The sequence below is a fragment of the Pseudomonas brassicacearum genome (assembly GCF_003732175.1).
Taxonomy (GTDB): Bacteria; Pseudomonadota; Gammaproteobacteria; order Pseudomonadales; family Pseudomonadaceae; genus Aquipseudomonas; species Aquipseudomonas brassicacearum_G.
The window spans coordinates 126,786-144,093 of record NZ_MOBI01000020.1 but is presented as its reverse complement, the minus strand read 5'-3'; the positions used below and the strand labels follow the sequence as shown (position 1 = coordinate 144,093).

Genomic DNA, 17,308 nt, shown 5'->3' with positions numbered 1-17,308 from the left:
GAAACGGCCTACTGATACAAGCACCGCCGCTCGCACACACCTTCAGATTTACCACCACGCTGGATGATGACAGTTCTCTGGTGTGAGCGAGCCAACAGCTTATTTTTTCAGGCTGAATTACAGACCAACTTCACCCTTAGCAAGGTCCGAAGAATAGCTGGCTGATATTGGTGTAACTATCCCCTCCCTAATACTTCTCAGGGCACTTGAAATCCCATGCGTCAATTACCAAGTTCTTTACTTCTTCGCCGGTAGTGGTAATTCCGAGGCATACATTATTTTTTTTATAATGGAACTCGCAATATTGCACCCCTTGGGTGCATCTTTCGATTTCGCTAATACCCATATTTTTAAGTATTACCGCAGTGCCAACCGGCTGCATCTCGTTCGCTAAACTTGGCTTCCAACCATGTTTAATCAATGCTTTTCGTGCATTTAAGAATGACATTCCTTTTTTAATAGGCACATCTGTTGCGTTCGCAAAAATGCTAACGCAACATAGCAAAATGAAAGCAATATAATGTAGTTTCATTTTGTAGTTCCGCCAAATTTCTTGTAGGTGGTTATGACATCATCATACGGCATGTACGGCTGACCGGACGGGTGTCCATTCAGTGGGCGATTAGCCATGCCGGGGCCCATTGGTAAAGATTCCCATTGTCCAGACGCTTTGTGTATCGCATCTTTAATGTCACCATTTACGAGTGAATCAATTGCATGCACAGATCGGAGAATTTCGACCGCAGTCAAGTCCTGCGTATGCGGTGTGAAGTCAGATAAGCCCATTGCTGTAATACACTGTAACTTCCATGTATTTATCGTAATTTGATACCTGCCTGATGCCGTAGTTGATCCGCCGTAACCTGCCCCCGGATGGGTGGACTCATCAGTAAAAGTCCATTTTCCAGTTTTAAAACCCGGTGCCCAGCCATAACCAAATTTTGCGTGGTAGTTACCACCTTCGGATTCGGCAATGGTATCCAAAAATGCCTTCACGTTCTTGTTTTTTAAATACCCCTCATTCTCGGTCCGTCTTATCTGTTGCTTGGCGTCCAGCGATACAGTTTTTGGGGTGGAGTCTTTGACGGGCGTCACCGTTCTTGTGGCTCTGGGAGACATTTTTCTGCCATTTTTGCTAAGCACTTCAGCCATGATGAAAGTCACCAATATAGATTTTGACGCTCTCTGTCTGCCCCTCTGGGAAAACAGAAATAATGAAACTTTTTCTTTGGTCTGGGGAGGATTGTGTGCAGTCGGTTGTATGAAGAGCATCTGCTGCCATGCCTTAGTCCTCAAAAAACAGTTTGATTGTTTCGGGCAGGTGCGAACTCACTACATGCGTATACCCCATCGGATCACTTACACCGTGTTCCATGCTGCCGTCAGCGCGCTGGATGGCGTAATCAAGATTGGGTAGAGGCTCGCCCGAGTCTTGGTCAACCAGTCTGAACTTGTCGCTGAAGTGCACTGGCATCGGCAGCAGGCCGCTGAAGGGTGCCGGTACGAAGGTGTCGCCAATAATGACCGTGCCGGATCCAGCCATAACTACGTTGCCGTGGCTACCGGTACTGTCTTGAGTAGCAGCATTCAGCCCATTGATGAGAACCGTAGCGCTGACGCCACCCGTGATCGGGCTCCCGCATGCGGATTTATCGGTCATTCGAGCGGCGGCAAGGCCATCGAAGTTCACATTGGGAGAGCCGCTGACAATAGGATTTGTGCCATGCCCCGGAAGCGGGCAATTGGTGGGGTCTGTCACTCGGGCAGCAGGTTTGCCACTCATGGGAAGTTCCTTTTCAAGGTCTCAAATGGGGTAATAGTGGTCGATGGGCGAGTCGGAAAAGCGCCAGCACTCATCCCTAGGGTTGAACAGTGCTCGGTGGTTTTCGCGCATGGGACGGCAGGCCAGCAACGCCTGCCAGGCGATTTCGACGCAGTTGTCCATGTCCTGAATGGAATAGCCATCAAGCTGGTTGAGCCAGGCGTTGTAATTGGGCATACCAACGCTGCGGTAGGCACTGAGCAATATCTCGGCGACTTCTTCGCCCCAGTGGATAAAGCGCCCCGGACTCCAGGGACCTGTCTGGGCATAGATAAACCAGCCCAAGCTTGGCAAGTCACCATCTGCAAGTCGTAACGTGTCGCGCTGCGAGGAAAAACCACAGGTGATGTGGACGGTCAGCCAACCCTGGTGTTGCTGGATAAATCCAGTGGGGTCAAATTGTGCCAGCGGTACGACACGATAGCCCGTGCCAGGCATTGACCTGGCGACCAACTCAGCGTCCAACCTTGAAACGAAGGCCCGAATCGCTTTGCCTTCGCCGGACGCCGCGCAAAGAATTTCAACCGGCGTGCTCGCAGGCGTGTCGCTGAATCCGACGATGCGAACCAGTCCATAAAGGCGTAACGAGGTTTTCAGGCCGCTGGGATGAAGCGAGGTATCGAGTGTGCAGGCGCAGGGGATGGGCACATCCATAGGTGCAGGGCGCATCAAATATTACCGTCCATGTAAATGTGCGTCGCGAAGAATGCCCCAGGTAGAAGTCGCGCTCAACAATATTTACAATGTTTAGGTTGACAGCCAGTCAATGGCCGCCGATTGCGTGGGCCGTACCGCCTTGGCGTTCGAGCCTGGCGCGGAGCGTCTGGCGTGGTTGACCCATTCGCGACGCAAGTTCATCCGCGATGGTGCGGGGGAGATGTGATTGTGTTCGGTCGGCAGGACGTGGGGGGAGGGTATCGCTTGAGGTAAAGGTGAGGGCGCTATTGGCAGAGCGTCGGCAGCGGATCAGCTATGAGCGGGAGTTGTTTTCCGCCGCGGCTGCCTGTCGATGAAAGAGCGGAAGACCTTGCGATCCTCCGCTCAGGTAATCACTTACCTAAGTGCGCTTTTACCTTGTCGACCATTACGCCAACTTTCTGAACTGCGTCCTTGATCTTCTCCTTTGACACCTTGAAATGTTCAGACCAGTAGTTCAGCTCATATGGTTCATGCACGTTGATTTTAGATGCGTCCTGAGGTCGACGTTTGGTGAGGTCGTCCGACATTTTGTTTCTCCTTGTATGGGTTGGTACTGCGCAAGGAGGCTAGCAGTGTCGTTGATTGTCGCGAGGTAAGACCGTGCAAAACCGATGATCGGCATCACCGACGAAGGTGACCGAGGATTGATCGCGATGGCTGCATGCTTGGCGTTCGTCAGAGAGGTGGTTCGTTGAACGGTTTGATCAGACTCTGTCCCTGGTTGCGCACATTGCCCACGCCGGAGCTGACCTTGAACCATTCAAAGGCTCCGGCCGGTTCGCCCTGGAGCAGCACCATTTGCTCGGCGCGCTCCTTTGGCGTGGCTGGGTCCAGCCATTCCCGAGCCAACTCTGGCGCAAGCACTACCGGCCGTCGGTCATGAATGTCTACCATGCCGCCGGCGCTATCGGCGGTGATGATCACGAAGCCGTCATGTTCGCCAGGCCCTTCATCCGTGTCGGGAAATTGGCCGATGGCGGCACACAGAATTGGCGAGCTGTCCCGGTGCCGGATCAAATAGGGTTGCTTCTTCGGTCCGCCTTCATCGACCCACTCAAACCAGTTATCGATGGGGGTGATTGCGCGGTGTGGCCAGATCGCCCGAAAGAATAGCCCGTGTGCGACCTTCTCGACCCTGGCATTGATTGGCGGGGCGCGATCCTTCGCCCAGTGCGGGCGCCATCCCCAGCGCACCCGATCAGCGTGCAGGGTGTCGCCTTCGAGGTAGAGCAGCGCGACATGAGTCGACGGTGCAACGTTGTACCGCTCGAGCGGTTGATCGCCGACGGTATTGACCAGAGCGTTAGGCATGCTTAACGCCGCAACGAAGTCGTGGATTCCTCTGTACTGGGAAAGTCTTCCGCACATTGGCAAGCCCTCCGGTGGAGTCTGCAAGTTTAGTTGCCCGGGAGGCGGGTATACGGATCGATTCCGGTGAGTTCGAAAATTTTGGCGTAGAGCTCGCTGATCAGCCGGTCCTTTGCCGCTAGCTGCCAATTGCTTTTGGTCTCGATTGAGGTCTTTTCCCGCTTGGCGTCTGACAGCTCGGCTTGTGTGCGACTCAGCTCTGCCCTGAGGTGGTCACGCTCTTTGGACACGTCCGCGTGCATTTGCACTAGGCCGAAGATGTCCTCGCGGGTTCTGCGCAGTTGTAGGGTCAGCTCCTGGACTTCATTTTCCAGTATGCGGTTGTAATGGGCGACAGTTTCCAGTTCGGTCGGGCATCCCAGCCAGTCAGTAGTGTCTTCGATGTCGAGGGGATCCACGGTAGGTGCCTTCAGTGTGTACTGTTTGGATGTACAGTAATCGAGGCGCGATGGTCGGACGAGGGTAGAGCGACGAGCTGTAGGATTTGGGGGGATGTACGGTCGGCAGGATGCCGGGGAAGGGGCTGTAGATGGTGCGAATTCTGCACCGCAATTATTTTTTAGGTCTTGGATTTAAAGGCCTGTAAGGTGGGTGTTTTGCTCTGTTTGCGTTGCGGAAAGTAACTCAAGCTATTGATTTTAAAAGAAAAATTATCGGACTTAAAATCCCCCGTTCGTAAGGACGTGCCGGTTCGATTCCGGCTTCGGGCACCATATATATCAAGGGTTTGCTAGCGAAAGCTAAGCAAGCCCTTGTTCGTTTCTGGTCCGCAATTCACTTGGTGGGTGAGAGCTTCTTGCCTACTCAGTTTCGATTCTACTGCCCCGTCATGACAACAGTCGTATGAGCCAGGCGCACAGGTGAAAGGGCGTGGGGATATTTCCTGATCCTATAAGGGCGGGGTAAAAGGTTATTAGACGTGCCGAAGCTGCTTTGTTAAAAAAATAGTGCATAGCACGCTGTCGGCGTACTCATGCATCTCCATTTGGCTAAATGGAAATCGCCCAACATTGAGCTGGGCAACGATCAATGAGTCTGATTGCCGATACAGGGAAAAGTAGCTGCGACTTTGGCCAACTGCTCGCGCACCAGTGCATTGGGCTCATTGATCTCTCTTCTCTTCGCCGCTTGACCCTTTCGCCCAAACAAACCTTCTTGTCGCTCGTGGGGCCGACAGACACATTCGCTGTATGACTCCTTGTCGATTGGCGCACCAGTGGTTGCGGGTCAACTGTCCTTGGAACGCCCTATGAATCGGCAAGAAGAGTTTTTGGCGAAAGCATTAGCGGTTCATCATGAATATGAAAAGGCTACGGTCACCGTTCACAAGATGATGCGTGAAAGCAGGGCTGTAGGCGCGGAATTGGATGCGGTTGTAGTGCGGCAAATTGCATCCCTTGATGCCTGGATGGAGCTGCCCCACGAGTTCGGGGACTTCAAGGCGGATGACTGACAGGTTTCGATTCAGTGGAGTGGGGGCCTCGGTAATCGGGCGTTTTGAACCTCCTCAATGTGAGGGCATCAAACGACTATAACGTCAGGCATGGGCCTGCCCGGAGATGATCAAATGAAACGCACAACGGCTTTGATTTTTGTGGTGTTGGCAGCGTTGTTACTTGGCGGTTGCTGGCCGTATTGGCATGACCGTGACGGTCGCGGACATGATCGTGGGCGTTACTACGGTGACAATTATCAGGCACAAGAGTATCGCCCTGCATGAGTTCGATGTAGCAGAGCCAGGATAGATTCGTGTCGAGCCCGGCAGTTCAACTGACTGCCGGCAGGAGGGCGTCGTATAGCAAATAACAGCGGGTGGAGTGAAAGGCAGTCTCTACCAGGGGCACGTCGAAAGGAAAAGCCCGACATGAGGTCGGGCTTAAACGTGTAGTAAACTCAACCGTTTAATCGTGTTTGTACTTATTCTTGTATTTATGATGATGTTTACCGTTGTGACCTCTGCCCTCTGAGTCGTGATTACGATTATCGCCAGACAGGTTATTACCTACTGCGCCACCTGCGGCACCGCCAAGGCCTGCGCCAATGGTGGAGCCGGTTGAGCCACCCAACTGATGACCAATGACCGAACCACCCGCCGACCCGAGCCCACCGCCGATCGCTGCGTTGGTTTTGTTGCCCCTCGGCGCACCGACAGCGCTGCCTGCAGCACCCCCTACACCGGCGCCGATCGCTGCACCCGTGCTTCCGCCCATTTGCTGACCGACTATGTTGCCCAGTGCGCCGCCAAGGCCTCCGCCAACGGCGGCGGAGCCATCTCCAGCGGCCATTGCTCCTTGTGTGATCAGAGCACCAAGAGCAAGGGCAAGCAGTGTGATTCGCATGGTGTGGACCTCAATAAGTAGTTTTTGTGTTCAGACTGCTATTTTGACTATTGAGCATTTTGAAACGTGCGTTGTTGCTTCCTATCGCCAGGCGGCTCTCGTCAGTGCATTCAGGATGGAGCACTAGAACTATAGAGGATGCGGCAAAGCCAAAGTTCGACCTGCGAGAATGGCACGCCGTCGAGAGCTTACATCGAAGCAACAAAAAGCCCGCATGCGGCGGGCTCTTTAGTGCGGGTTACTCGACTATCAACCAACAGAGGGATGCAGCAATGACTGAGCGCCATATGATCCACTCGGAAACGCTTTCGAACGGACGCAAGATCGAAGTCAGGGCCAAGATTCTGAGGGACGGCTCGTTGCAGATGTTCATCGGTGTTTACCAGCCTGACGGCACGGTCCTCTTTGAGGACCACGACCCAAAACCGCATTTGCTGGACATGGAAGACGCGCTGGAGTGGGGGATCGACATCGCGAGACGCACCGGTAACGCCCCTGCAGTCGGTCAGGCTTGATGATCACCGGAGCTGTTTTTCGGGTGTGCCGCCTCTCACTAATGAATCATTGATCCGCTTGATGGTCGTATCTATGGTTGAGCGCTCTGCGGACTAAACTTGCGGGTAGCGACAATCCTTCTCCATAGCACTGACCCTTGCTTTTAGGATGTTCATATGAAGCGCACAGCGATAATGATCCTGGCCATTTCAAGCTCTCTACTGTTGGGAGGCTGCTGGCCTTACTGGGAAGATGGAGGCGGGCGCGGTCGAGATCATGACCGTGGTCGTGAGTATCACCGCAGTTATGATCGCCACGATGACCGTGGATACGAGCGTCGTGACAATGATCAGGGCGAAGGTCGTAACCACAATCGTGATCATGACGACAGAGAAGACTGACGCTTGAGGTTTGGTCGGGACGAGGAAAGGTCATGTGGATTCTGACAGGAAGGATGGCTCGGCCCGTCAACCAATGGTTGATGGCGGCGGGTATTGGTCTGATCGTAATGATGACCAATGCCCAGGCTCAAACCACACCTCAAGCCGCTCAAGAGATAAAGAGCTTGCTGGATTTTGTCGAACACAGTGAGTGTCGGTTCGTGCGTAACGGAAGCGAATATCCGGGCTCCCAGGCTCGGGCGCATCTGGAGAAAAAGCTGAACTATCTCGAAGGCAAGAACATGATCAGCAGTACAGAAGACTTCATCGATCTGGCGGCCACTAAAAGCAGCATGAGTGGCATCCTCTATGAAGTGCGATGTCCAGCAGGCGTACAACCTGCAAGTCTCTGGCTGAAGACCGAGCTACAGAAGCAGCGTCAGCTTCATTGAGCCGATCCGAAGTCGAAAAAGCCCAGCCTGATGCTGGGCTTTCTCGTTTTCGGGCGTCTTACGGGTGGACTGGATCGACCGGTCAGTCACTTCGAGGCTATCCTGTGATTTCAAGCCAAGGGCGCAGTGACGTATGGGCGCGACTAGAGTGAATAAATCCCGCCCTTCGATATAGAAACAGCAGTGCGCGTTGCTCCGATGGTAGGCCCCTTCCTGGTCTGAAGGTTCTTATGACGCCTCACACGCAGCCAGGGATGGTGGGCCGTGGTGGCATTGGAAAAGTTGCGATTATGGACACGAGAGTCAGACTGGCGAGCGGCGAAGAGGCAGAAGACTTTTTCGTGCAAACACTGGAACAGGCTGTCGATGCTGTGGTGGTCATTGATGACCAGAACAACGTGGTGTTTTTCAATGCGGCTGCCGAACAGTTTTGGGGGTGTTCCCGTGTAGAAATACTGGGAAGCAACGTCAATACATTGGTTCCTCACGCCATACGTCCCCACCATGACGGTTATGTCGGCGCAAACCGGGAGACCGGGGTCAACAAGATCGTGGGTGTTAGCCGGGATGTCCATATCGCGCGCAAGGATGGCGAGGAGCGCTGGGGTGCGATGTCGATCTCGAAAATCACCCTGCAGGGCCGAATCCTTTATGCGGCCTTCCTCAAGGATGTGACACAGACGCGCTTGAAAGATATCGAACACCGGTTGCTGTCGATGTCGGTCAATATCACCAGTTCTGCCACCTGTATTGTCGACGCCGATGCACGTCTCATCTATGTCAATGACGGGCTCATTCGATTGCTCGGGTATTCCCGTGAGGAGGTCATCGGACGGTCGCCTCTGATGTTCTTTGTCTCTGATATTCAGGCCGAATTGCGTGCGCAAGCGGTGCTGGAAAGAGTCCTGCGTGGTGAATCCAGTGAAGCCAGCGCACTGATCAGCAAGCGTAATGGTCAACGGTTGTGGGTGCATATTTCGTCGACCCCCGTGTTTGATGCTCAAGGGAAGGTCGACAACATTGTCATTGTGCTGACTGACATCACCCGGTCAAAGCTGCACGAGGTGTTACAGGACAAGGTGATAGGGGCTCTTTTGAAAGAGCAGTCTTTGGAAAGCGTATTGACCCTGATGTGCCAGGAGATCGAACGCATTGCGCCCGAAGTCATCGTTTCGATCCTGAGCGTGGACCCGGAGGGTTTTCTGCACCCGCTGGCCAGTCCTGGTTTGCCGACCGATTACTCCAGAGCGATCGAGGGACTACCGATAGGTCCTGTTGCCGGGTCTTGCGGGACGGCGGCCTACAGGGGCGAACCGGTTCTGGTGACGGATATCAACCACGATCCGCTCTGGGCGGATTACAAGTCTCTGGCCGAGAAGTCGGGTTTGCGAGCGTGCTGGTCTATTCCCGTGCGCAACGGAGCAGGGCGGATCGCTGCCACCTTTGCACTCTATTTCAGGGAATGTCGCGGTCCCGATACCTTGCATGCTCACCTGGTGACGGCGGGAGCGCACCTGTGCATGTTGGCACTCGAGCGGGAAGAGGCGCGTGAATCCATTCGAAAAATGGCGTTTTATGATGCGTTGACCGGCTTGCCCAATCGCAGTTTTTTGCTTGCACAGGCGGACCGGGCCATAGCCGAAGTTGCTCAAGAGCAGGCTGGGTTGGCGGTGCTGTTTGTCGACCTGGACCGCTTCAAGCAGGTCAATGATGCGCTGGGGCATGCTGCGGGCGACGAGTTGCTGCAAGTCATGGCGCAACGGTTGCGCAGTGTGCTCCGGGAGTCGGACATTGTCGGGCGGTTATCCGGTGATGAGTTCGTTCTGGTGCTTCCAAGGATGAATGCCACACAGGTCACGACCTTTCTCGAGCGGTTGAAGATGACCCTGAGTATTGCGGCCAATATTGCCGGCACCTCCGTTGTCCTGTCGGCCAGTATCGGTATCAGCATGTTTCCAGATGACGGGCAGGATATGGAAAGCCTGTTGCATTGCGCCGATATTGCGATGTACCAGGCCAAACGTACCGACCGTGGCAGTTTCAGTTTTTTTCTCGAAGAGATGAACAAGATCGCTCAGGGACGTTTGATACTTGAGACGGCGTTGCGTGTGAGCCTCGCTGAGAATGGTCTTCAACTGGTTTATCAGCCACAAGTCGATTTGAGGAGCGGGCGTCTTGTCGGCGTAGAGGCGCTGGCACGCTGGGAACACCCAACACTGGGCAGTATCTCGCCAATGCGATTCATACCCTTGGCCGAGGAGTGCGGGTTAATCAATGAGTTGAGCCAATGGGTGTTGCAAGAGGCCTGCGGGCAATTGGCGCAGTGGCGTCGGCAAGGATTCGTGGTCCCGTCCATGTCGATCAATCTGTCACCGATCAACTTTCACAATTTGAATCTGGTGGGGCTGATAGCCGAGCAATTGCGTCGATGTGAATTGCAGCCCGCCGATTTGTGCGTGGAGGTGACGGAAGGCGTATTGCTTTGCAACAGCCCTGGTTCAGAGCAAACCATCCAGGACCTGCATGCCTTGGGCGTGCGTCTGGCGATCGATGACTTTGGCACGGGTTATTCCAGCCTGGGGTACTTGCGGCGGTTGCCGATCAGCGAACTGAAACTGGACAAGAGTTTTGTTGATGACCTGGAGCACGATGCCTCCTGCCGCGCATTAAGCGAGTCTGTTATCGGTATTGGTAAGGGGCTTTCCTTGCACGTTGTTGCTGAAGGCATTGAGCACGCTGCCCAGCGTGACATTCTCAGATCGCAAGGTTATGAGGTCGGGCAGGGATATTTCTTCTCTGTCCCATTGTCTTCCGGGGCGTTCATGCAATGGATGCTGAGCGGCCCGAGCGGGCGATAAACGGCGTAGAAATAATCCTGGCCAGCCACGGCAGTCGATCAGGTCCTCATCCCTGACATCTATACTCTTTCTCATGCATTCAGCCATGGGATCCCGATCCCGGGACCTATCCTGTTCACTCGCTGGTGATAAAGCCTTGGCATAGATTTACGAGGGCTCAACATGCGGATTTTGATAGGGGTTGCAGCCTTTTTATTCATTTCAGGGTGCATGACTTCTCCAGTTCCAGCAGAAAAGGCCGCTCAGGTTCCAGGTGATCGGGTTTTTGCATTTCAGCAACCCATCAAAGGCGACAGCGGAACGATTTTTGTCACCCGTGATGGCGGTTTGCTGGGTTCGGCCTGCTATATCGGTGTTTATGTGAACGGTGATTTTGTTGCGCGAGTGGGACCTGGTGAAGGAGCAAGATTTTTCACTAAACCCGGGGAAGTCTTTGTCGGCGCAGGCGAAGACCTGAAGGGTAACGGCCTGTGTTCGTTAGGTATTTCCTTGCGCGAGGTGGTAACGACCATGGATGCCGGAGAGGTCAGGCATTTTCGAATTTACGGTGATGCGAGCGAGGGCATTTCAATAGCACCAAGCTCTCGCTGAAGTAGCGACGTTCGAGCTGCGACCTTTAAAAAAGTGTGGTTATTTAAGGGCTTAGGTGATTTCTTGTGTGAAAAAAAGATGTAAATATCTTGTTACATGTCGAGTGATGAGCTATTATCGCGGCCGTGTTCACCTACCACGGTTGACGCATTTTTAAGCCCCAAGCGTCCATCAGCTGCTTGGGCTTTTTTTTGCCTGAAATTTGTCGCTGGTGGGTACTGGTTTTGAACATGGAACGTTTCTAAGCTTCTAATAACGTATCGACCGCAGGACGTACGAGAGGTGAGCCATGAAGACCGATCCGCAAGCACCACGTACTAAAAAACCAGCTGAGCCGAGCCGTTCGGGTGAAGCACAGCAGGACCGCGACGAGCTCCAGCCAGATAATCCGAAAAAGTGGAAGGATGTTCAAAGCGCGGTCGAGAGCGAGCTGGAAACACTGCACGATAAAGCCAGACCCCTCTAAGCGGCGCTCGCCAGCGAGTACAAGCAATGCATCTCACCGTCGGGTGAGATGCATCGTGCGCATCAGGCAATCAGATCTACTTTACCGCTGGCCAGTCGATAGATGCCCCCGACGATTTTCAATGTGCCCTTGCTCAGCGCTTCAGTCAGTACGGGTGAGGCTTTCTTGAGGTTGTCTACCGCGTCTTTGACGTTTTGCACCGTCGCGTTCTCGAGAAGATTTCCCGGATCCTTGAGTACCTTCTCGATAGAGGGTCTGAGTGCGTCAGTCAGTTTCTGGATTTGACCGGGGAAAACCGCATTGTCCTTTGCTGCCTTGATGCCCGCCGTGAGGGCGCCGCAGTCTTCATGCCCCAGCACCAGAATCAATGGTGCGCCGAGCACCAGGACCGAATATTCCAGGCTTGCCAAGCCTTCCTCTGTGACGAAGTTGCCCGCGACACGCACCGCAAAAAGGTCGCCACGGGCCGTGTCGAACGCGTACTCGGGGGCAATGCGCGAATCAGCACAACTCAATACTGCCACGAACGGGTTCTGGCCAGAGACGAGGGCTTCACGCTCGGACTTGAAATCATGTGTCTTGGAGGTGCCGTTGATGTACCGCTTATTGCCCGCGATCAGTCGTTGAAGGGCCGCATCCGGGTTGATCGAGTTTTGTGGTTTTGGAGGTAGGGACTTTTTCTCAGCGGCCTGTGCGATGCTGTCAGGCAGTACACCGGCAAGCAGCAGGGCGCTGGCCCCTAGTCCTGCAAGCCGGAGAAAACGACGACGGCCATCTGCGTCCGGCGCGGAGCTTGTATCACAGGATTCACACATGATTTGTGTACTCAGGATTTAGGTGGGAGTGGCTCGCTATCAAGGGCTAATACTTCCAGGAACCTTCAGCACTTCTTCGTTGGAGTCTAGATGGTTTGCCGGGGCCCGTTTCAGGTGACGCGCGATTCCAAAGTGCGAAACACCTAGCACTTTGAGCTTAATCCGTTCGCGTTTGCCGGGGTCGGCTAACCTGTAAAGGTCAGGTAGCACTCCCGCACACTATCTCCCCATGGACGGAATGCCATGTTTCCTCTTCTTCAGCTTTGCCAGATTGTGGAGTCCGGTTTCTATCCACTCTCGTGTACCTGCACGGTGAATCCCGACGGATCGTTGAGGGTTATGATTGTCGAACCAGAATCCGGACGTGTTGAACTGCTGATCACTGGCGTGTCGACGGCGACGCTGACCAGTGTCCGGGAGATCGCTAACTTTATCGGTGAGCTGCGTACTGAGTTGAAAGCCGGGCGTAGAGCGTTCGCAGGCTGAGACAACGATCAGGTCAGGTCGCAGGCCGACGATTGGACGTCCGGCGAATGATCTGGCGGCAGCTTGATTCGCCGCGCAAGCGAGGTACTAAATCTGGGAGTTGCATCACGTACGCAAGAGGGTTATCAAGTCTTTTGCAGTGGAAACGATTTTCAGAGCGTCGCATCGAGTGATGCCGTGACGCGGAGGGAATTGCCATGTTACTCAACAAACCCGAGCACGAACTGCGCAGCGACTTCCAGAACCTTGCGTCTGATTTGCGATGGTCGGCGGTGGAGCTCAAAGCCATTGCCGAGCGACTGAGACAGACCGGTAATAACGTCGATGCCCAGTCACTGCTGAAGACGTGTCAGGTGTTGGAGACCGCCGAAGAACGGCTGGCCCTCTATGCGAGCGAAGTGAAGGCTCATCGTATACACCTTGAATAAGCATGGGCCGCTATAGCAGCTCGCTCAGGGCTGCCAGTTTGGCTCTGTGCGGCATCATTGTGGATTTTTTGGAACGATGGAAGTTTCCAGGCGTCTCAGATGAGATCGCCGCTATAGAGTAGGGAGATAGACCCAGTTGAAGAAAAGGTTATCAAGTTTTGCAATGCTCACATTGATGGCGCTTGGCGGCTTTGCGTTGCTGTTCGTTGCTAAATACTGCATTGAATACTTTGTAGGCCCCATTGCTGAGTCATGGATTGATCTCGCGCTCGTCCTCTCGGGCTATGTATTGTTCTTTCTTCTTGAGCCTATTCGAAAGTCGGTGAGCAAAAAATGGAGTAAAGGGGTGAGACGAAAAAGACACAGCGAGGCAGCGTGAGAGGCGTTGATAAGGCGTAGGCCCCCGTGGGGGGGCTATGATATTTCCGTAACCATGACAACCCTTTCACGAAGTCTTCACCCTGACCGGCCTAGATTGACCTGACTCCTTTGTGATATCCCCTTCAAGCCCGCCCGCATGCGGGCTTTTTTTCGACCTCAATATTGTCCATTCGTCGACAGGCTCTCCAATGAGTCTCTGTTTATTACTTTTGCCGAGGCCTGACAAATTCGATAAAGTTAACCATTAGGTCAGCTTTTCGGTTTTTCAGCCCTTCGTATCGTCAGGAGGGCTCCTGAGACCTGAGATTTCCCTGTACACCATAACGACATGGGCGGAATTCTTAACCGTCCAGAGGATGATCCATGTCCAACCGTGATATATCCCGGCGCTCTTTCCTGCAGGGCGGGTTGATCGCTGGCGTCAGCGTGACGCTGACCCCGCTCAGCTCCCAGGCATTGGCTGCCTTGATGGAAAACAGCGTGACCGTGCCATCCGAGCAATGGCTCGGCAACAACGGCAAGGCACGCATGCGTAACGACTCATTGTCCAAGGTCTGCGGCAGCAAGGTATTTGCCCGCGACATCCGCGCCAAGGACATGCCGGGCTGGCCGCAGCAACAAGGCCACGCGATGCTGCTCAAAACCATTCGCGCCGACCGCATTTATGACGGTTTCGACCTGTCGTTGCTGGGGGCCGAGCTGCAGCCGGATCGCATCGTCACTGCTGAAGACCTGGACAAGGACGGCATCGTTTTCCCTGAAGACCACGCGCCCGATCCACTGCTGCCGACCGGCAAGGTGCCGATGTTCATCGGCCACCCGGTAGCGATCCTGATCTGGAACGACTTCGAGCGTTTCCGCCAGGCCAAGAACACGCTCAAGTTCAACGATAAAGCGATCCGCTACGGCGCCGAGGCGCCGTTTTACACGCGCGATCCTTATGGCAGTTTCCGTTACGTGCGGGTCGGTGGGGCGACCTCGGCGGATGAAGATGAATTCGCCAGCCTGAAGGACTCGATCCTGTTCCCGATGATTCGCGAACGGCGTCCGGTGTGGAACGCCCAGCCGAACCTGCACGGCAACCTGACCGAGCGCGGTCTGTTTTATGCCGATCGCATGAAGCAGCAACTGGAAACCCCGCCAGAAGGCTGGATGGTTTTCGACGAGCGCTACAAGACGCCGTCGATTGAACCGGCTGCAATGGAACCGGACAACGGCAATGGCTGGTACGACCCGGCGACCAAGATCCTGCATTTTGTCGTCGCGACCCAGTGCCCGCTGGAGGCTGCGACTGAAACCGCGAAGATGATCGCGCCGTCGCGGTTTGGCTTGAGCACGCTGAACATGCACCCTGGCTACACCGTCGGCTACGGCTCCAAAGACCACAATATCTTTGTCTACTACGCGGCACTGGCGGCGTTGTATGGCGGCGGTGTGCCGGTGCGTCTGGCCAACGACCGTTACGAGCAGTTCCAGAGCGGTATCAAGCGTCATCCGTTCGACATTCGCTACCAGTTGGCCGTCGATAAACAGGATCACAGCTTCAAGATTTTCCGCGCGGACATGATCGTCGACGGTGGTGGGCGGATCAACTACAGCCCTTCGGTGGCGGCGGTCGGTGCGACAGCCGCACAGTCGATTTACTACATGCCGCAGAACGACCTGCAAGTGACCGCTTACCATTCTCGCGGCGTTGAAGCGGGCTCCATGCGGGGTTACGGCACCCTGCAAAGCATGGCCGCCACCGAAATGATGGTGGATGAAATCGCTGATCGTCTGGGTATCGACGCCATCGACCTGCGCAAGAAAAACGTGCTGCTGTCCGGGATGAAAAACACCCAGGGTGCAGTGCCGGCAGGTGCATTGCGCCTGCATGAGATTCTCGAAAAAGCGGCTGGCAACGAGCTCTGGAAAAACCGTTACGCGCTGAAAAAGCAAGAGGACGCCAATGACCCGGACAACTGGTACGGCATCGGCTTCGCCATTTGCCAGAAAGACTTCGGCACCGGTTCCGAAGCGCCGATGGCCAGTATCCAATTCAGCGCTGACGGGCATATCACGCTGCGCCATATCGGCATCGAGATTGGCACCGGCATGTCCACTTCCCAAGCGTTGGTGGTCGCCGATTTCCTCGGCAACCCGGCCAGTGAAGTGAAGACCGGCGAAACCGAATGGAAAGAGCTGCAGCTGACCAGCAGCGGCAATCCCTACCTCATGAGCCAGGCCGAGCAGGATGCGATGCTGCGCAACCCGCGCTGGGTCGGCAAGATCGCCTCGGCATCGTCGGCGACCAACTCCGCCTATTACTTCAGCCATGCGACCCGTGAAGCGGCGCGTGTGTTGTTCAATCACGGTCTGTGGCCGGCCGCCGTCGAAATCTGGCGTCAGGGGCCGTTCGGTGGTCAGGCCAACCCGTATGTGCTGCGCCGCGAAGACGCTCATTGGGTGGACGGCAAATTGACCGCCAACGGCATGGAACCGCTGCCATTTGCCGTGCTGGCCAAACGTGCCCATGAGCGCGGTCTGGTGACTGGCGCGACGGTGCACGGTTTCAACCGCTGGAGCTGGGCCGAGGCCGAGTACAGCATCAATGGCGTGCGCGAGCGGTTGCCACTCGATGGTCTCGCCGTGAAGTATGGAGACGGTGCGCCGAACGCGATCAAGGCGCAGATGAACAGCGCCGGTTTCCACCTGCTGGATCGGCAGAACATTGCCTACCCGGCGACCCAGTTGAACAATGCAGCGGTGACCTATTACAGCCCCGTGGCGACACTGGTTGAACTGAAAGTGAACAAGGGCTCGGGCGAGGTGAAAGTCCTCAACCATCACTCCTGGCTTGAATGTGGCCGGGTGCTGGTGCCAGAGCTGGTCAAGGGCCAGATCGAGGGCGGGATCGCCATGGGCATCGGCCACGCGCTGCTGGAAGAAATGCCGCTGTACGAAGGTGGACCGGGGGAAGGTGACTGGAACTTCAACCGTTACCGTTTGCCGCGCGCCAAGGACGTCGCGGTCTGGACGCAAACCTCGGAAATCCTCCCGCCATTATCGCCGAGCGACCCGTCCAAGGGCATCGCCGAAGTGGTGATGATTCCGGTAGTGGGCGCCATCGCCAACGCCGTGGCCCATGCAATTGGCAAACGGGTCCGTGACCTGCCTATCACTCCAGCGCGCATCAAGGAGGCCCTCAATGGCTAACCGTCCGCTTCAAATGACCCTCAATGGTCAATCCGTCGGTCCCGTCGAGGTCCCTGATGATCTGCCGATGATCGACTATCTGCACGAATACCGAAACCTGACCGGTTCGCGCCTGGGCTGTGGCCAGGGTATTTGCCACGCCTGCGTGGTGATTGTCGACAACCCCGACGGCACCAGCGAAGAAGTACGCACCTGCATCACCGGTGCGCATTACTTCGAGGGCAAGAAAGTCCGCACCATCGAAGGCCATGCGAGCCGCGATGAAAGTGGCAAGGTCACCGAGCTGAACCCGATTCAGCAACGCTTCGTCGACGAATTCGCCTTCCAGTGCAGCTATTGCGCCCCGGGCTTCGTCAACGCCGCGACCGTGCTGGTGGAAAAACTCCAGCGTCAACCGATCAGCAAAAGCCAACTGGAAGCGGTCATCGAAGACAGCCTCGGCCACCACATTTGTCGCTGCACCGGCTACGTTCGCTATTACAGCGCCACGCGCAACGTGCTGACCGACCTCGGCCTGGTCAAGGAGGGTTAAG

At 55.1% G+C, this 17,308-nt stretch carries 21 protein-coding genes and 1 pseudogene; 13 read left to right on the top strand and 9 right to left on the bottom strand.

Annotated features, from left to right (window positions below; all coding sequences use genetic code 11):
* Positions 1–187 precede the first annotated feature (187 nt).
* The 4 genes from BK658_RS18385 to BK658_RS18370 form a co-directional block, all read right to left on the bottom strand.
* On the bottom strand, positions 188–532 hold the full coding sequence (locus BK658_RS18385; RefSeq protein ID WP_259740105.1) for a hypothetical protein: 345 nt from the start codon (positions 530–532) through the stop codon (positions 188–190).
* On the bottom strand, positions 529–1,152 hold the full coding sequence (locus tag BK658_RS18380) for a lysozyme family protein (protein WP_221178612.1): 624 nt from the start codon (positions 1,150–1,152) through the stop codon (positions 529–531). Before BK658_RS18380 ends, BK658_RS18385 begins: the two co-directional genes overlap by 4 nt.
* 133 nt (positions 1,153–1,285) lie before the next feature.
* Positions 1,286–1,783, bottom strand: a complete 498-nt coding sequence (locus tag BK658_RS18375; protein WP_123583510.1) for a PAAR domain-containing protein — start codon at positions 1,781–1,783, stop codon at positions 1,286–1,288.
* A gap of 21 nt (positions 1,784–1,804) precedes the next feature.
* Positions 1,805–2,491, bottom strand: a complete 687-nt coding sequence (locus tag BK658_RS18370; protein WP_148049731.1) for a hypothetical protein — start codon at positions 2,489–2,491, stop codon at positions 1,805–1,807.
* Between the two features lie 248 nt (positions 2,492–2,739).
* On the opposite strand from BK658_RS18370, the pseudogene BK658_RS30810 reads away from it, so the two are divergent.
* Positions 2,740–2,835: pseudogene (locus BK658_RS30810) on the top strand (hypothetical protein); the annotation flags it as partial.
* 36 nt (positions 2,836–2,871) lie between these two features.
* Here the strand turns inward: BK658_RS30810 and BK658_RS18365 are convergent.
* The 3 genes from BK658_RS18365 to BK658_RS18355 form a co-directional block, all read right to left on the bottom strand.
* Positions 2,872–3,048, bottom strand: a complete 177-nt coding sequence (locus tag BK658_RS18365) for a DUF3606 domain-containing protein (protein WP_071555508.1) — start codon at positions 3,046–3,048, stop codon at positions 2,872–2,874.
* A gap of 148 nt (positions 3,049–3,196) precedes the next feature.
* Entirely contained in the window at positions 3,197–3,889 is a 693-nt protein-coding gene (locus tag BK658_RS18360; RefSeq protein ID WP_123583508.1) for an SOS response-associated peptidase family protein, read from the bottom strand.
* Positions 3,890–3,918: 29 nt separating this feature from the next.
* On the bottom strand, positions 3,919–4,287 hold the full coding sequence (locus tag BK658_RS18355) for a hypothetical protein (protein WP_259740104.1): 369 nt from the start codon (positions 4,285–4,287) through the stop codon (positions 3,919–3,921).
* Between the two features lie 851 nt (positions 4,288–5,138).
* Here BK658_RS18355 and BK658_RS18350 point away from each other — a divergent pair.
* Together BK658_RS18350 and BK658_RS30025 are read left to right on the top strand one after the other, a co-directional pair.
* A complete protein-coding gene (locus BK658_RS18350; RefSeq protein ID WP_123583506.1) occupies positions 5,139–5,342 on the top strand; it encodes a hypothetical protein in 204 nt (67 codons plus the stop codon).
* Positions 5,343–5,456: 114 nt separating this feature from the next.
* Positions 5,457–5,609, top strand: coding sequence for a hypothetical protein (locus tag BK658_RS30025; protein ID WP_185019854.1), 153 nt, complete (start codon positions 5,457–5,459; stop codon positions 5,607–5,609).
* 181 nt (positions 5,610–5,790) lie between these two features.
* On the opposite strand, the gene BK658_RS30355 is transcribed toward BK658_RS30025, so the two are convergent.
* Complete coding sequence (locus tag BK658_RS30355) at positions 5,791–6,228, bottom strand: glycine zipper domain-containing protein (protein ID WP_123583505.1); 438 nt, start codon at positions 6,226–6,228, stop codon at positions 5,791–5,793.
* 272 nt (positions 6,229–6,500) lie between these two features.
* Here BK658_RS30355 and BK658_RS18340 point away from each other — a divergent pair, with 272 nt between their 5' ends.
* From BK658_RS18340 to BK658_RS30015, 5 genes are all read left to right on the top strand, one after another.
* Entirely contained in the window at positions 6,501–6,743 is a 243-nt protein-coding gene (locus tag BK658_RS18340; RefSeq protein WP_123583504.1) for a hypothetical protein, read from the top strand.
* Between the two features lie 413 nt (positions 6,744–7,156).
* The gene (locus BK658_RS18330; RefSeq protein ID WP_123583502.1) at positions 7,157–7,555 is read left to right on the top strand and encodes a YfeK family protein; all 399 of its coding nucleotides are present in this window, start codon (positions 7,157–7,159) and stop codon (positions 7,553–7,555) included.
* Between the two features lie 230 nt (positions 7,556–7,785).
* Entirely contained in the window at positions 7,786–10,413 is a 2,628-nt protein-coding gene (locus tag BK658_RS18325) for an EAL domain-containing protein (protein ID WP_404943186.1), read from the top strand.
* Positions 10,414–10,575: 162 nt separating this feature from the next.
* The gene (locus BK658_RS18320; protein WP_123583500.1) at positions 10,576–11,004 is read left to right on the top strand and encodes a hypothetical protein; all 429 of its coding nucleotides are present in this window, start codon (positions 10,576–10,578) and stop codon (positions 11,002–11,004) included.
* A 289-nt stretch (positions 11,005–11,293) separates the two neighbouring features.
* Positions 11,294–11,470, top strand: a complete 177-nt coding sequence (locus BK658_RS30015) for a hypothetical protein (protein WP_185019852.1) — start codon at positions 11,294–11,296, stop codon at positions 11,468–11,470.
* Positions 11,471–11,532: 62 nt separating this feature from the next.
* Here BK658_RS30015 and BK658_RS18315 read toward each other — a convergent pair whose 3' ends face one another.
* Positions 11,533–12,285 (bottom strand): carbonic anhydrase, encoded by a 753-nt coding sequence (locus tag BK658_RS18315; protein ID WP_123583499.1) that lies wholly within the window; start codon positions 12,283–12,285, stop codon positions 11,533–11,535.
* A gap of 243 nt (positions 12,286–12,528) precedes the next feature.
* On the opposite strand from BK658_RS18315, the gene BK658_RS18310 reads away from it, so the two are divergent.
* The 5 genes from BK658_RS18310 to BK658_RS18290 all read left to right on the top strand — a co-directional run bounded on the left by BK658_RS18310 (position 12,529) and on the right by BK658_RS18290 (position 17,307).
* Positions 12,529–12,771, top strand: coding sequence for a DUF1652 domain-containing protein (locus BK658_RS18310; RefSeq protein WP_123583498.1), 243 nt, complete (start codon positions 12,529–12,531; stop codon positions 12,769–12,771).
* A gap of 197 nt (positions 12,772–12,968) precedes the next feature.
* Positions 12,969–13,199 carry a hypothetical protein gene (locus BK658_RS18305; protein WP_123583497.1) on the top strand — a complete coding sequence of 77 codons (231 nt, stop codon included), beginning with the start codon at positions 12,969–12,971 and terminating at the stop codon, positions 13,197–13,199.
* A 136-nt stretch (positions 13,200–13,335) separates the two neighbouring features.
* Positions 13,336–13,578, top strand: coding sequence for a hypothetical protein (locus BK658_RS18300; protein ID WP_148049730.1), 243 nt, complete (start codon positions 13,336–13,338; stop codon positions 13,576–13,578).
* Between the two features lie 365 nt (positions 13,579–13,943).
* Entirely contained in the window at positions 13,944–16,775 is a 2,832-nt protein-coding gene (locus BK658_RS18295) for a xanthine dehydrogenase family protein molybdopterin-binding subunit (protein ID WP_123583495.1), read from the top strand.
* Positions 16,768–17,307: a (2Fe-2S)-binding protein gene (locus tag BK658_RS18290; protein WP_123583494.1), complete on the top strand. Its 540-nt coding sequence runs from the start codon at positions 16,768–16,770 to the stop codon at positions 17,305–17,307. Before BK658_RS18295 ends, BK658_RS18290 begins: the two co-directional genes overlap by 8 nt.
* Position 17,308: the final 1 nt, after the last annotated feature.